17 protein-coding genes and 1 pseudogene are annotated in these 14,435 nt (G+C 72.3%); 8 read left to right on the top strand and 10 right to left on the bottom strand.

Annotated features, from left to right (window positions below):
• Positions 1-2: 2 nt before the first annotated feature.
• From OG787_RS47465 to OG787_RS47425, 9 genes and pseudogenes are all read right to left on the bottom strand, one after another.
• Entirely contained in the window at positions 3-344 is a 342-nt protein-coding gene (locus tag OG787_RS47465; protein ID WP_369029795.1) for a hypothetical protein, read from the bottom strand.
• 40 nt (positions 345-384) lie between these two features.
• Positions 385-831 carry an NADH-quinone oxidoreductase subunit B family protein gene (locus OG787_RS47460; protein ID WP_405539716.1) on the bottom strand — a complete coding sequence of 149 codons (447 nt, stop codon included), beginning with the start codon at positions 829-831 and terminating at the stop codon, positions 385-387.
• Between the two features lie 100 nt (positions 832-931).
• Entirely contained in the window at positions 932-1,282 is a 351-nt protein-coding gene (locus tag OG787_RS47455; protein ID WP_369029883.1) for an ArsR/SmtB family transcription factor, read from the bottom strand.
• A gap of 384 nt (positions 1,283-1,666) precedes the next feature.
• The gene (locus OG787_RS47450; protein WP_405539715.1) at positions 1,667-2,092 is read right to left on the bottom strand and encodes an ATP-binding protein; all 426 of its coding nucleotides are present in this window, start codon (positions 2,090-2,092) and stop codon (positions 1,667-1,669) included.
• The gene (locus OG787_RS47445; protein ID WP_369029798.1) at positions 2,092-2,532 is read right to left on the bottom strand and encodes a pyridoxamine 5'-phosphate oxidase family protein; all 441 of its coding nucleotides are present in this window, start codon (positions 2,530-2,532) and stop codon (positions 2,092-2,094) included. Before OG787_RS47445 ends, OG787_RS47450 begins: the two co-directional genes overlap by 1 nt.
• Complete coding sequence (locus OG787_RS47440; protein ID WP_405539714.1) at positions 2,529-4,274, bottom strand: SulP family inorganic anion transporter; 1,746 nt, start codon at positions 4,272-4,274, stop codon at positions 2,529-2,531. The genes OG787_RS47445 and OG787_RS47440 overlap by 4 nt, the downstream gene beginning before the upstream one ends.
• Positions 4,271-4,612, bottom strand: a complete 342-nt coding sequence (locus OG787_RS47435) for an ArsR/SmtB family transcription factor (RefSeq protein ID WP_369029799.1) — start codon at positions 4,610-4,612, stop codon at positions 4,271-4,273. The genes OG787_RS47440 and OG787_RS47435 overlap by 4 nt, the downstream gene beginning before the upstream one ends.
• Before the next feature lie 159 nt (positions 4,613-4,771).
• Positions 4,772-5,131: a zinc ribbon domain-containing protein YjdM gene (locus tag OG787_RS47430; protein ID WP_369029800.1), complete on the bottom strand. Its 360-nt coding sequence runs from the start codon at positions 5,129-5,131 to the stop codon at positions 4,772-4,774.
• 207 nt (positions 5,132-5,338) lie between these two features.
• Positions 5,339-5,772 (bottom strand): annotated as a pseudogene (locus OG787_RS47425) (rhodanese-like domain-containing protein); the annotation flags it as partial.
• On the opposite strand from OG787_RS47425, the gene OG787_RS47420 reads away from it, so the two are divergent.
• On the top strand, positions 5,723-6,400 hold the full coding sequence (locus OG787_RS47420) for a hypothetical protein (RefSeq protein ID WP_405539713.1): 678 nt from the start codon (positions 5,723-5,725) through the stop codon (positions 6,398-6,400). The pseudogene OG787_RS47425 and the gene OG787_RS47420 sit on opposite strands and share 50 nt — an antisense overlap.
• Before the next feature lie 162 nt (positions 6,401-6,562).
• Here OG787_RS47420 and OG787_RS47415 read toward each other — a convergent pair whose 3' ends face one another.
• Positions 6,563-7,249 (bottom strand): DUF2202 domain-containing protein, encoded by a 687-nt coding sequence (locus tag OG787_RS47415; RefSeq protein ID WP_405539712.1) that lies wholly within the window; start codon positions 7,247-7,249, stop codon positions 6,563-6,565.
• 172 nt (positions 7,250-7,421) lie between these two features.
• Here OG787_RS47415 and OG787_RS47410 point away from each other — a divergent pair, with 172 nt between their 5' ends.
• The 7 genes from OG787_RS47410 (at position 7,422) to OG787_RS47380 (ending at position 14,411) form a co-directional block, all read left to right on the top strand.
• Positions 7,422-8,117, top strand: a complete 696-nt coding sequence (locus OG787_RS47410) for a response regulator transcription factor (RefSeq protein WP_405539711.1) — start codon at positions 7,422-7,424, stop codon at positions 8,115-8,117.
• The gene (locus OG787_RS47405; protein ID WP_405539710.1) at positions 8,107-9,600 is read left to right on the top strand and encodes an ATP-binding protein; all 1,494 of its coding nucleotides are present in this window, start codon (positions 8,107-8,109) and stop codon (positions 9,598-9,600) included. Before OG787_RS47410 ends, OG787_RS47405 begins: the two co-directional genes overlap by 11 nt.
• A 68-nt stretch (positions 9,601-9,668) precedes the next feature.
• The gene (locus OG787_RS47400; RefSeq protein WP_405539708.1) at positions 9,669-9,995 is read left to right on the top strand and encodes a rhodanese-like domain-containing protein; all 327 of its coding nucleotides are present in this window, start codon (positions 9,669-9,671) and stop codon (positions 9,993-9,995) included.
• A gap of 43 nt (positions 9,996-10,038) precedes the next feature.
• Positions 10,039-11,268: an FAD-dependent oxidoreductase gene (locus OG787_RS47395; RefSeq protein ID WP_405539706.1), complete on the top strand. Its 1,230-nt coding sequence runs from the start codon at positions 10,039-10,041 to the stop codon at positions 11,266-11,268.
• A gap of 126 nt (positions 11,269-11,394) precedes the next feature.
• Positions 11,395-12,780, top strand: a complete 1,386-nt coding sequence (locus tag OG787_RS47390) for a rhodanese-like domain-containing protein (protein WP_369029808.1) — start codon at positions 11,395-11,397, stop codon at positions 12,778-12,780.
• Between the two features lie 81 nt (positions 12,781-12,861).
• A complete protein-coding gene (locus tag OG787_RS47385) occupies positions 12,862-13,443 on the top strand; it encodes a rhodanese-like domain-containing protein (RefSeq protein WP_405539705.1) in 582 nt (193 codons plus the stop codon).
• Positions 13,440-14,411: a sulfite exporter TauE/SafE family protein gene (locus tag OG787_RS47380; protein ID WP_405539704.1), complete on the top strand. Its 972-nt coding sequence runs from the start codon at positions 13,440-13,442 to the stop codon at positions 14,409-14,411. The genes OG787_RS47385 and OG787_RS47380 overlap by 4 nt, the downstream gene beginning before the upstream one ends.
• Positions 14,412-14,435 lie beyond the last annotated feature (24 nt).

Below are 14,435 nucleotides of genomic sequence, written 5' to 3'. Positions count from 1 at the left end.
GGTCACAGGTCGTTGCCCGCGCAGGAGAGATTGAAGCTCTTGCTGGTCAGCGGGAAGTCCGAAACGATCGTGTCGTTCAGGGCCACCGGCAGCGCGGGCCAGTTGACGAAGGACGGGTCGACCGGCTTGACCCGCGCGAGGGTGCCGTCGGCGGCGAGTTCGACACGGGTCGCGATGGTGCCGCGCCAGCCCTCGACGAGGCCGACACCGCTGCGGGGGCCGGCCCCCGCAGCGGGCTGGGGCGCGAGGACCGCGCCGGTGGCGACGCAGTCGCGAAGCTCCCGGATCAGCGCCCAGCCGCGGACCCGCTGCGGCAGGACCAGCCCGGCCGCAGCGCCCGCCACGCGGAGCGCGGCGGCCGTCGTAAGCGCGGCGGGATCACGCTCACCGCCCGGTCACCCTCCGCGGCGCCGCCACGATCTCCTCCGGCCACGGCGGGCAACCGGGCACCGCCAGATCCACCGGTACGACATCGCCGACGGCGCCCTCGACGCCGTACCCGCCCGCGAACTCCCCGCAGTCGACCGCGCAGTCGCCGACCGCGGCCACCAGCCGCGGCTCGGGTATCGCGGCAACCGTACGCCGCAGCGACTCGGCCATGTTCCGCGTCACCGGCCCGGTCACCAGCGCCACGTCCGCGTGGCGGGGCGAGGCCACCAGCCGGGCGCCGTAGCGCTCGGCGTCGTAGACCGGGTTGAAGGCGGCGGCGATCTCGCTCTCACAGCCGTTGCAGAACCCTGCGTCCACGCACCGCACCTGCACCGAGCCGCCGAACTCGTCGGCCGCGGCAGGCTGTTCGTCCTCCGGGCGCGGCGGGGCAGGCTCGGCCACCCGCGACCGGAGTTACGTCACTCGGGGGTGAACGCGGCCGCCGTCCACCGACACAGAGCGCTTCAGCTCTGAGGAGACGGCCGCCGTTTGAGGGCCGTCGTCACGACGGCGGTTCGGCCTGGGTCTGGGCGGCCTGCAGATCGGCGAGGAGCTCGGCCTGCCCGGCCAGCACGCCGGACAGGATGGTGCGGGCCACCCGGAGCAGCTCGGCGATGTGCGGACTGGTCAGCGAGTAGTACACGGTCGAGCCCTCCTTACGGGTCACCACCAGGTTCGCCCGCCGCAGCACCGCGAGCTGCTGCGACAGATGCGCGGGCTCGATGCCCACCTCGGGCAGCATCTCCGCCACCGCGTGCTCGCGCTCGCTCAGCAGTTCCAGGACCCTGATGCGCGCCGGGTGGCCGATCGTCTTGAAGAACTCGGCCTTCAGTTGGTACAGCGGCGCACTCACCGTGCCGTCGCCTCCCCCGCGGAGCAGTACGGCCGTACCGGCCGGTCCTCGGCGCATCGCATCCACCTGCTACTCGTCACACACATGAGGCCCATCCTCGCCTGCGGCAGCTCCCACGCCGAATTCCGCACACGAGAGCCGAGCCGCCCGGATTCAATAGTGACGACCTCGGCAATTGCCACGATTAGCAACTCCACACATGATGCGAGGGAGGCTTGCGTGAGAATCATTCCGCTGCGTGGCGCGGGTGTCGCCTGGTTCAAGTGCCCCGCCTGCCGTCTCAAGTGCCGGCCCACCGCCGTCGGCGAGGACGGGCAGTGCCCTCGCTGGTCATCGTCGTCAACTTCCTTGCGCGGTCGGACTGTCGGTTCGAAGGAGGCGGGCTCAGAGGGGGAGAGTGATCCAGATGCTCTTGCCCTGACCGTCGGCGTCGCTGCGGACGACCGCGGTGCCGCTCAGGCCCAGGGTGAGCTCCATGACGGTGGCCAGGCCGCCGCTTCCGGCATCGGTGACCGGCACGAACAACGACGGCTGGTACGGGTGACGGTCGTGCACGGCGAAGGCCGGACAGTCCTCGCCCGCCGCGTAGATGACGGTCACCTCCGGCGAGAGCACCACGGCGTGCCGGACACTGTTGGTGACAAGTTCACTGAGGATCAGCAGTGCCGGATCCACCGCGGGGTGACGCAGGCTTATGCCCCACCCGGTCAGGGTCTGCTCGGCGGTCTCCCGGGCCGTCCGGACCGCGGACGGCTGCGCGGGCAGCGTGAGCACGTGCCGGTGGGGCAGGGCTTCGAGCCGGGTGCGCATCACGCCTCCGCGCGGGCGAGGCGGAAGCCGGTGACCGTCCTGGGGTGCAGGCGCAGCAGGGTGTCGTGCGGGCCGTGGGTCCAGCCGGCGAGGGTGCGCTCTTTGGGGGCACCTCCCATGCCCTTGAGGCAATGGGGGAGGGCGGCCTCATCGCGGTCGGTGATCACGTCGACCCGTCCGGCCACGGTGACCGTCCAGCCGGTGGCGGTCGCCGCGCGGACCTCGTCCACGTGGTACGTCGCGGTGACGGGCACAGCGGCAGCCGGGGCGGGCGTGCGCACCACCAGACGGCCGTACTCCCAGGTGTGCCGGCCGGGCCTGATGACCGTCAGGTCCCGCTGCGGATACACCAACCGTCCCAGTGCGCTGCCCTCCAGCAGCCACAGGGCCTCGGCACCCGAGACCTCGACCATGCGCAGCGATGCGGGCGGCGTGCTCATCCGACTGTTTCCTCTGTTTCCACTGTTGTTTCCGCTCTGACGGACCGCGGCTTCCGGGTGGAGGTGGGCGATATCACGCCGGCGCACTCCAGGTGGGCGCGGGCACCCTGGATCGCCTCGGGGGTGGTGGCGTACTCACGCCCCTCCAGGCGCAGCAGCTCCAGCGCGCCGACCGAGTCCAGCACCTGCCGCTGGCCGAGGCGGATCCCGGAGGTCATGACGACGATGCCGCGCCGGCCCAGCTTCTCGACGGCGTCCTTGAGGACGAGGGCGCCGGTGGCGTCGATGGTCGTCACCCGGGACATACGCAGAATGATCACGCGGACGTCGGCGACCTCGGCCAGCTCCATCAGGAACCGGTGGGCGGCGGCGAAGAACAGCGGGCCGTCGATACGGTAGGCGACGATGTGCTCGGCCAGCAGCGCGTGTTCCTCCGCGCTGTGGTCGCCGCGGTCGAGGGGCACCTGATCGAGGCGGGCCTGCTTGGCCACCGCGCGCAGCGCCAGTGCGCCCGCGACGACCAGGCCGATGATCACGGCGTACACCAGGTCGAGCGCGAGGGTTGCCACGGCGGTCAGGACGAGGATCAGCGCGTCGGAGCGGGTGGCCCTGGCCATGGCGCGCAGCGAGCCGACCTCGACCATCCGGATCGCGGTGGCCAGCAGCACGCCCGCGAGCGCGGCCAGCGGGATCTTCGAGACCAGGGGCGCCGCCGCGAAGACGATCGCCGCGAGGACCGCGGCGTGGGTGAGCGCGGCGAGCCGGGACCCGGCGCCGGTACGGACGTTGACCGCGGTGCGGGCGATCGCGCCGGTCGCGGGCACACCGCCGAACAGCGGGGCGGCGATGTTGGCGAGGCCCTGCCCGAACAGTTCACGGTCCGGGTCGTGCTGCTGGCCGACCGTCATGCCGTCGGCCACCGAGGCCGACAGCAGGGACTCAAGGGCGGCCAGCGCCGCCACCGCCACGGCCGGGGCGAGCAGCGAGCCGAGCGCGCCCGGGTCGAGGAAGGCCAGGGACGGAGCGGGCAGACCGGACGGCAGCTCACCGATCGGCTTCGCCGCGTCCAGGCCGGCCGCCTGGGCCACGACGGTGGCCGCGATCACCGCGAGGATGGAGAAGGGAATCGTGGGCCGCAGGCGGGCACCGGTCAGCATCACGGCGGCGACCGCCAGGGCGAAGGCGACGGCGGTCCAGTTCGGGTGCCGCGCGAACTCCTCCAGGGCACGCCAGGTCACCACGAGGACGCGGTCGCCCTCGGGCCTGGGCACCCCGAGGGCGCTCGGGATCTGCTGGAGACCGATCACACAGGCGATGCCGAGGGTGAAGCCCTCGACGACGGGTGCGGGCACGTACCGCATGTACTTCCCGGCCCTGAGCAGGGCGAGCGCGACGAGCATCACGCCCGCGACCAGCCCCACCGTGAGCACCCCGGACGGCCCGTGCTCCGCGACGATCGGCACCAGCACGACCGTCATCGCACCCGTAGGCCCGGACACCTGCAGATTCGAACCGCCGAACACCGCGGCCAGCGCACCGGCGACGACCGCGGTCGCCAGCCCCGCCTCGGCACCGAGCCCCGAGGAGACGCCGAAGCCGAGCGCGAGCGGCAGCGCGACGATCGCCACCGTGAGGCCGGCCAGCAGGTCCCGGCGCGGGTCGCGGCGCATCCCCGTCAGATCGCCACGGCCGGGCAGCAGCACGGTGAACCGGGCCATCGCCTTGTTGATCCAGCCCCTCATCGCGTGGCGACCTCGGCATGCCGCAGCTCGGCCAGCAGCTCGCCCTGCCCGGCCAGCATCTCCGTCAGGATCCGGCGCGCGGCCCTCATCAGGTCGGCGACGTCTCCGCCGGCCAGCTCGTAGACGACCGTCGAGCCTTCACGCGTCGAGGTGACGATCCCGGAACGGCGCAGCACGGCCAATTGCTGCGACAGGCCGGAGGGCTCCACCTCGATCGCGGCCAGCAGCTCCCGTACCGGCAGCGGCCCGTCCTGCAGCAGCTCCAGCACCCGTATCCGTACGGGATGCCCCAGCATCCGGAAGAACTCGGCCTTGGCCTGGTACAGCGGAACGGACACGATCCCTCGGCTTCCCCGACAGCGCCCCACCCGGGGCAAGTGAAGACTGCGCCCGCAGCTACCTGCGGACACAACCAACACAGCATCTAGCCAATTGCGAAATTTTGCAATTCAGCATCCGGCTACTGCCGGGCCGCCCCTGCGAGCGGGGCCGGAGACTCAGCCCTTCTTGACCACGCCGGACTTGAGCTGCATCGCCCCGAACCCGTCGATCTTGCAGTCGATGTCATGGCCGTCGACTCCGTCGACCAGCCGGATGCCCCGCACCTTGGTGCCGGCCTTGATCCCCGAAGGGCTGCCCTTGACCTTGAGCGCCTTGACGACGACCACGGTGTCCCCGTCCTGGAGCACATTGCCGACGGCGTCCTTGATGACCCGCTCACCCGGGACGGAGCCAGTGCCGGTGTCGCTCTGGGCCGGGTCCCATTCGTGGGCGCACTCCGGGCACACCACCAGGGCGTTCATCTCGTAGGTGTACTCGCACGAGCACTTCGGACAGGGAGGAGGATTGTCGATCATCCCGCCAGCGTATCCGGCCCCGCTCCCTGCCCCCGACGAGGCGGGAGGGACCTCGGTGGCCGCCCTGGGACGGCGTGAACCGGTCCGCCCACCGGCCTGAGGGGTCGCCGAAGCAATGCCCGAGGCGAGGCAGCACGGCGTCGGCCACGCGGGGATCGACGGGGAGGAGGTGGTGGCGTTGTGGTCCAGATGTACCGGGCCGTCCGCCAGGCCCGCCAGGCGCCACTCCAGCATGCCGTCGGACAGCCGCACGGCTCGCCGCCCGCGGGCGTTGAGCAGCCGTACAGCGTCGTGGGCCAGGACGCAGTACTCGCCGCGGCAGTAGGCGACGGCCTCGGTGTCGGTGTCGGTGTCGGTGTCGGTGTCGGTGTCGGTGTCGGTGTCGGTGTCGGTGTCGGTGTCGGTGTCGGCGGGCAACTCGGCGATCCGGTCGGCGAGTTCCCCGACCGGGATGGAGAGGGCGCCGGGATGTGACCGGCGGCGTACTCCTCGGCCGGACGCACGTCCAGGACGACGACGTCGCCCGCCTGCGCGCGGGCCAGCAGTTCCTCGCGTCCGACTCCCTCCGGCCGGTCGTTGCCGAGGTAGGCGGTGCGGGCGACCTCGACGCCTGCCTGGTGGGTCTGGGCGACCCGGCGCAGGCGTCTTGCGCCCGGCGGTGCCGACGACCGCCGCCGGTCCGTCCACCTCGCCGGAGGGCTGGACGCGGGCGAGCTCGATGCCGCCGGGGCCGGCGATCCGCTGCTGCCGGTCCAGCATCAGGGAGGCCAGGGGCGGGGTGCGGGCCAGAACCTCCGCCTGCCGAAGGAGTTGGTCGCGCTCCTGGGCCTCGGCGTTCGTACGGATCATCCGCCAGGCGAACAGCCCGGTGAACGCCAAGGCCATCGCCGCCACGGCGGTGGTGAGCAGGACGATACTCCCGGCCAGGGTGCCGGCTCCGGCGGGCGCCTCCCGGTCTCGGCCGTCCGCCTCCACGACGCGGCCGACACCCTCACGCTCGTCCTCGGCCAAGGGGGCCTTGGTGAGGCCACACTGCGGCCCCAGTTGCAGAACGGCCGTCCGACCCTGCACCTCGAAGACGCCGAGATCCTCGGAAGCCCCGCACCCGCCGGACTCGTCGACCGATTCCAGGACGGCCTCTCCGACCGCGCAGGCGTCGACCACCCCCTGGGCCCCAAAACCACCTCACTGGACGTCACCGACACCGGCCTCGATGTCACCCTCACCGGAGGCCCGACCCGACTCCCGGCACAGGACACCGCTCGATGACGCTGCCGTAGGACGAGACAGCATGACCGGCACGGGAAGAACCTCTGGTCCGCAGCGCCGGACGACACCTCTGAGCGCGCTGCTCGACGCCGCCCGCCGTGGTCATGGCGAACGGCCACGCTCAAGGGTCCCGGCCCGTACCGGCCGGGACCCCCGCCTTGCTCACTCGGCCCGCTCGACTGCGAGCCAGTGCTCGAACGCCGCCAGATGCCGCTCCGAGGCGGCGAGCAGGTTGGTGTACACCTGGCGCGCGTCCGGGGCGGTGAGTCCGGACACCGCCTCGGTCAGCGCGGCGATGTCGTCGGTCTCGACCGTGCGCCCCGCTGCCAGGGCTGCGGACAGGCTGTCCTCGCCCTGCTTCAGGAGCCGGTCGTAGGTGGCCTGAACCGCCGGGTCGGTGAACTCGCCGGTCGGCTTGTCGGCGGTCGGGTCGGTGACGTCGTAGCGGTCCAGCAGGGTGCGCACGGCGGTCAGGTGCCGGGCCTCCGCCGACGCGATCCGCTCGAAGACCCGCGCGTCGTGGCCTTCGGCGAACGCTGTGTAGAGGTCGTGCGCGAGCTTCTCCTCCTCGGCCATGCCCACCAGCGTGGCCTTCTGGGCCACCGTCAGGGTGCCTTGCGAGGCCAGGGCGGTGTAGCCGGTGCAGCTCCCGTCGCGGCGGACGTCGTACGTGCCGTCGCCGTGCCGCTCGGCGTGATGCTGACGGCCCGTCATCATCTGCTGCCGCACGGTGGGTCCCGGTGTCGGGGTGCTGTCGGTGCCCGCCGCCACCGCGCCGCCGGTCAGCACCCCGCCGATGACGAGCACGCCCGCGGTGACCGCTGTCGCGATCCTGATGTCGCGCTTCATGGCGAACCTCCTCGGTTCCGCGGGAGCGTCTTCCGTTCCCGCACCGTCACCGTCGCGCCGGGCCCTGCAGTCGCCGTGCGCCGCGTGTGGAGACGGGATGGAGACGGCCGACGACGGGTTGGGGCTGTTCGGCCCCTCCCGAGAGCGTGCGTGTGGCGCATAAGTGTGGGACATGACCTCCACCGTGCTCGTCGTCGAGGACGAGAAGGAGATCCGCGAGCTGCTGCGCCGTTACCTGGAACGCGCCGGGTACGGGGTGCTGACGACCGGGTCGGGAGCCGAGGCCGTACGGCTGCTGGGTGAGCGTGGCATCGATCTGGCGCTGCTCGATCTCGGGCTGCCCGACGTGGACGGGGACGAGGTGCTGCGGGAGGCCCGCGAGAGCGGACGGGTACCGGTGGTGGTGCTGACCGCGCGCACCACCGTCGAGGACCGCATCCACGGACTGCGGCTGGGCGCCGACGACTACGTGACCAAGCCGTTCAGTCCCACCGAGGTGGTACTGCGGGTGGGTGCGGTGCTGCAGCGGGCCACGGGTACGGCGACGGGCGCGGCGCCGGTGCTGTCGTACGGCGAGGGGCGGCTGCGGATCGACGCGGCCCGGCACGAGGCGGCCCTGGACGGAATGCCACTGGAGCTGACACCCACCGAGTGGGGTCTGCTGACCGCGCTCGCCTCGGTGCCGGGCCGGGTGTACTCGCGCTACGAACTGGTCAACCGGGTACGCGGCTACGAGTTCGCCGGATACGAGCGGACGATCGACTCGCATGTGAAGAACCTGCGGCACAAGCTCGGGGGCGTCGGCCCCGACCTCGTGGAGACGGTACTGGGCGTGGGCTACCGGCTGGGGTGGTCCCGTGATCCCTGAGCCGCGTCCGCCACGCGCCGGTGTGTGGCCGTCCGGCGGGCTCGGCCCGCTCGGGCGACGCCTGTTCGCCGCGTTCGCCGTGGTCGCGCTGGCGTCCGTGGCCCTGCTGACGGTCGCGGCGCTCATCGGAACCGACCGCGGGCTCAGCAGCGCCCACCAGGCCGACCGGCAGCGCGCCGCCGACCGGGTGGCCGCGGCTGCCGCCGACGCCTACCGGGCGGCGGGCGGCTGGACGTCGGCCGACCTGTCCGCGGTCCGGTCGCTCGCTTCCGGTGCGGGGGCCGGGCTCACGGTGCGGGACGCGGACGACGAGACGGTCTCCGGTGGCTCCGGGACGGGCTCCGGGACCGAGGACGAGCACGGCATGCCCGGTTCGGGTCGCGGGCATCACGGGCAGGGTGCCGGCTCGGGGCCCTCCGCGAGCGCGTCCGTGGTGGCCGACGGTCGCACGGTCGGTTCCGTGTCGCTGGTCTTCTCGGCCGGGTCCGGATCGGCGGGTCTGTCCGTCGCCTGGAGGTGGGTCGTCGTGGCCGCCGTCGGGGCACTGGCTCTGGCGCTGGGCATGAGCTGGTTCGTCACCCGGCGCCTGACGGCTCCGGTCGTCCGGATCGCCGCGACCGCGCGTGCGCTGGCCGCGGGTGACCGCACCGCACGGGCCCGGATCGACGCACCCGGCGAGCTGGGCGACCTCGCCCACGCGTTCGACGCCATGGCCGACGACATGGGCCACACCGAGCAGGCCCGCCACCGCCTCGCCGCCGATGTCGCCCACGAACTGCGCACACCCCTGGCCTCCTTGCGGGCGGGGCTGGAGGAACTGCGCGACGGCTGCACCGAGCCGACCCCGCACCGCCTTGCCGCCCTGCACGACCAGGCTCTGCGGCTGGGCCGCATCGTCGACGACCTCGGGGAGCTGGCCGAGGCGGAGTCGGCCCGGCTCTCCCTGCACCTGGCCGAGGTGGATCTGACCGCCCTGGCCGAGGCCGCCACGGCCGAGCGAGAGCCCGAACTGCGCACCGCCGGACTGACCGTACGCGCCACCCCGGGCCCTGTTCCGCTGCTGGTCCGCGCGGACGCGGACCGGCTGCATCAGGCCCTGGGCAACCTGCTGAGCAACGCCGCCCGCCACTGCCGTCCCGGCGACACCGTCACCGTCACCACCTCCGCCACGCCTTCCGAAGCGCTCGCGGAGGTGGCGGACAACGGCCCCGGCATTCCCGCCGACGAGCTGCCGCATGTCTTCGACCGTCTGTGGCGCGGAGCCCGCGCTCGCGCCACGGACGGCAGCGGTATCGGCCTCGCCGTCGTCAAAGAACTGGTCACCGCCCACGGCGGCACGGTCACCGCCGCCTCCGGACCGAACGGCGGAACACGGCTGACACTCCGGCTGCCCAGGTCCGCGCCACAAGGACCGCGACTCGGCCTGGGCCTCGACGCCGAGCCGCGAGTTACCTCTCGGGCAAATACCCCCAGGGGTATTTGACGCTCCCCGCCGAGCCGCCTTACTCTCGCCGGAGAGATACCCCAGGGGGTAATTGAGGAGGCAACGAAGTGGCTCGTGAAGTGACACAGGAAGCGTTCGCGGCGGCCTGGGCCGACGGCGCGCTCGTGGTCGACGTACGGGAGGCGGACGAGTACGCGGCCGGGCACGTCCCGGGCGCGCTGCTGATGCCGCTGCGGACCGTGCCCGTCCGGTGCGGTGAACTGCCCGCCGACCGGCCGGTGTTCGTGATCTGCGCAAGTGGCAACCGCAGCAGGACCGCCGCCGACTGGATGAACTCCCGTGGCATCGACGCCTACTCCGTTGTGGGCGGCACCGGCGCCCGGGCCCGTGGCGGGCGCCCTGTGGCGGCCGGTTCCCACGAGCACGCCGCCTGACCGTCCACCCCCGCACACCGGTCAGCCGGAAAGGAGTACCACCTTGGCCGCCATCCCTTCCCCCACCGACTCGTCGGTCTCCGGTCGCCATCGCGTCGCCGTAATCGGCGGCGGCAGCGCCGGCATCAGCGTCGCCGCCCGCCTGCGCCGCGCCGGCGTCACCGACATCACCCTGATCGAACCGTCCGACACCCACTGGTACCAGCCGCTGTGGACCCTGGTCGGCGGCGGCCAGGCGCCCCTGCGCACCTCCCGCCGCCCCGAGGGCTCGGTCATACCGGACGGAGTGCGGTGGATCCGCCGACGCGCCCTGGCCGTCGACCCCGACGCCCGCACGGTGGCCCTGTCCGGCGACGCCGAACTCACCTACGAGCACCTGGTCGTGGCGCCCGGTCTACAACTCGACTGGGACGGCGTGCCGGGCCTGGCCGAGGCTGTCGGCCACGACCGGGTGAGCAGCAACTACGCGCCCGAGTACGCCCCGCGCACCTGGGAGCTGATCAAGCGGATGCGCTCCGGCACCGCCGTCTTCACCCACCCGGCGAGCCCGCTCAAATGCGGCGGAGCCCCGCAGAAGATCGCCTACCTGGCCGCCGACCACTGGCGCAGGCGGAAGGTCCTGGACGACATCCGCATCGTCCTCGTCATCCCCGACCCGGCGATGTTCAAGGTGCCCGCCTGGTCACAGGTCCTGGAGAAGGTGGCCGCCCGCTACGGCATCGAGGTACGGCTGCGCTCGGAGATGACCGCCGTCGACGGCGACGGCCGCACCGTGACCGTCACCGACCACGCGAACGGCACCAAGGAGACCATCGGCTACGACCTCCTGCACGCCGTCCCACGGCAGAGCGCACCCGACTGGATCAAGGCGAGCCCGCTCACCGACCCCGCGAGCCCGCAGGGGTTCGTCGCCGCCGACAAGCACACCCTCCGACACCCGTCCTACGAGAACGTCTTCGCCCTCGGCGACGTGGCGAACCTTTCCACCTCCAAGACCGGCGCGGCCGTGCGCAAGCAGGCCCCGGTGGTCGCGGCGAACCTGCTGGAGGTGATGAACGGCCACTCCCCGTCGCACCGCTACGACGGCTACACGTCCTGCCCGCTGGTGACCGCCCGTGACCGGATGCTGCTCGCCGAGTTCGACTACGACCTGAACCCCACGCCCTCGTTCCCGCTGCTCGACCCCTTCAAGGAGCGGCGCACGATGTGGCTGTTCAAGCGGTACGGACTGCCGCCGGTGTACTGGCGCGGCATGCTCACCGGCCGCCTCTGACCGGTCGCCCCGGGACATCCCCCGCCCCGGGGCCGCCCCCCTCCCCGCCCTTCGACAAGGGCGGACCCGACCCTTCTATATACCCCCCGGGGTAATAGACCCCTTCCGGCATGGAGGTCACCCAACATGTTCTTCGCCCAGTACTACCTGGACTGCCTCTCCCAGGCGTCCTACATGATCGCCGACGAGACCACCGGCAAGGCCGTTGTCGTCGACCCCCGCCGCGACATCTCCGAATACCTCACCGACGCCGCCGAACACGGTTTCACCATCGAGGCCGTCGTCAACACGCACTTCCACGCCGACTTCCTCGCCGGCCACCTGGAGCTGGCCGACCGCACCGGCGCCTGGATCGGCTACGGACAGCGCGCCGAGGCCGAATACCCGATCCGCAAACTGGTCGACGGCGAGCGCATCACCCTCGGCGACGTCCAGCTGCGGATCCTCGAAACACCGGGCCACACCCCGGAGTCGATCAGCGTCCTGGTGTACGAGCACGCGCAGGACACCGTCCCCTACGGCGTCCTCACGGGCGACGCGCTGTTCATCGGCGACGTGGGCCGGCCCGACCTGCTCGCCTCCATCGGGGTGACCGCCGACGAACTCGGCCACATGCTCTACGACACCATCCAGCACAAGCTGATGGACCTCCCGGACGCGGTCCGGGTCTTCCCCGCGCACGGCGCCGGCTCGGCCTGCGGAAAGAACCTCTCCACCCAGCGCCGGTCCACCATCGGTGAGCAGCGTGCCACCAACTACGCCTGCCGGCCCATGAGCGAGGAGAAGTTCATGGCGCTGGTGACCGAGGGCCAGCCGTCCGCCCCCGCCTACTTCGTCTACGACGCCATCCTCAACCGCAAGGAGCACGGCCTGTTCGACTCGGCCGCCGCGCCCCGGCCGCTGTCGGTCGAAGAGTTCCTGGAGCAGCGGGCGACCGGTGCGGTCGTGGTGGACGCCCGCTCGCCGCAGGACTTCGCCCCGGGGTATCTGCGCGGCTCGGTCAATGTGCCCGCCGACGGGCGCTTCGCCGAGCAGGCCGGCATGGTCGTCGCCCCCGAGCAGGACGTCGTCGTCATCGCGCCGCAGGACCGCGAGGAGGAGGTCGTCACCCGGCTCGCCCGGATCGGCTTCGACAAGGTCGGCGGCTACCTGCGCGAGCCCGAGGGCGCCTTCCCCGCGCTGGCCGCCGAGATGGAACAGGCCAGCCGGCTCACCGCCGACGAGTTGCGCCGCCTGCGGGACGGCGACGAGCCCCCGCTGGTCCTGGACGTGCGCAACACCGCCGAGCGCGAAGAGGGCTTCATCGAGGGCTCGTTGCACATCCCGCTGGCCGAACTCTCCCGCCGCATCGACGAGATCCCGGCCGGCCGGCCCCTCGTAGTCCACTGCGCGGGCGGTCACCGATCCTCCATCGCCGCCAGCCTGCTGCGCCACCAGGGCCGTACCGACGTCTCCGACCTGCTCGGCGGCTACGGCGCCTGGCTCGCCCTGTCGGCACCGGCCGACGTCTGATCCACCGCGCTCCGGGCGGCGGTCACGGGAATCGGCCGCCGCCCGCCCCCACCCGCCTCGAAGACACCAGGGAACCCACTGATGACCATCCACGCCGACAAACCGAGCCTCGATCCCGCCGCCCTGCGCGACCTCACCCGGGACGGGGAGGGCCCGCGCCTGCTGGACGTACGTACGCCGGGCGAGTTCCGCACCGCCCACATCCCCGGCTCCTACAACGTCCCCCTCGACACCTTGCGCGAGCACCGCGCCGAACTGCGCCACCACCTCGACGAGGACGTCGTACTCATCTGCCGCTCCGGCGCCCGCGCCGCCCAGGCCGAACAGGCCCTCGCCGAAGCCGGACTGCCCAACCTGCGCGTCCTCGACGGCGGCGTCATGGATTGGGAGGCCGCAGGCGGCCCGCTCACCCGCGGCCCCCAGCGCTGGGACCTGGAACGCCAGGTCCGGCTCGTCGCGGGAGTTCTCGTCCTGGTGACCGGCGTCGCGGGCCTGTTCGTGCCCGGACTGCACCTGATCGGCACGGCCGTCGGGGCCGGGCTGACCGTCGCCGCGCTCACCAACACCTGCGCGATGGGCATGCTGCTGGCGAAGCTGCCCTACAACCGCGGCCCGCGCACCGACCTCGACACCGCCGTCGCCGCTCTGCGGGATTCGTCGTGATCGCCGTCATCATCGCCGCGTCCCTGCTCATCGGCGTCAGCCTCGGCGTCCTGGGCGGCGGCGGGTCCATCCTGACCGTGCCCATCCTGATCTACCTGGCCGGCATGGAGACCAAGGAGGCCATCGCCACCTCCCTGTTCGTCGTCGGCGTCACCAGCGCCGCCGGGGTCGTCTCGCACGCCCGTGCCGGACGCGTCCGGTGGCGTACGGGTCTGTTGTTCGGTCTGGCCGGCATGACCGGCGCGTACGCGGGCGGACGGCTCGCCGAGTTCGTCCCGGGCACCGTCCTGCTGCTCGCGTTCGCCCTCATGATGATCGCCACCGCCGTCGCCATGATCCGGGGACGCAGGCGGCAGCCGACCAAGATCCACCACGAACTCCCGGTCGTTCACGTCCTGTTGGAGGGTATCGCCGTAGGCCTGGTCACCGGCCTGGTCGGCGCGGGCGGCGGCTTCCTCGTCGTCCCCGCCCTCGCGCTGCTCGGCGGCCTGCCCATGACCGTCGCCGTCGGCACCTCCCTGCTGGTCATCGCCATGAAGTCCTTCGCCGGCCTGGCCGGTTACCTCGCCGGCGTGCACATCGACTGGGGGCTCGCGGCCCTCGTCACGGCGACCGCCGTCGTCGGCGGCCTGCTCGGGGGCCTGCTCGCCGGACGCATCCCTCAAGACGCACTGCGCAAGTCCTTCGGCTGGTTCGTCGCCGTGATGGGCGTCTTCGTCCTCGGCCGGCAGATCAGCGCCGACCTGCGTCAGACCCTGCTGACCAGCCCCTGGACGTGGGCCGCCGTGGCCACGGCGGCGGGGATCGCCTTCAGTTGGTACGTGCTCAGGCGCTCGGGACGAACACCGGAGCAGACGGGCGACGCACCGGACGTGTCGGATGACGCGAGCGGACCTACGGTCCCGCTCACCGTCCGCGCCGAGACGGTACTCAGCAACGGCACAGGCGCGTCGCCACGGGACGCGTAGGGGCTCAGTACACGCTCCCGGAAC

It is taken from the genome of Streptomyces sp. NBC_00075 (genome assembly GCF_045041225.1).
Classification (GTDB): Bacteria; Actinomycetota; Actinomycetes; order Streptomycetales; family Streptomycetaceae; genus Streptomyces; species Streptomyces adonidis.
This window is presented reverse-complemented; position numbering and strand designations above follow the sequence as displayed.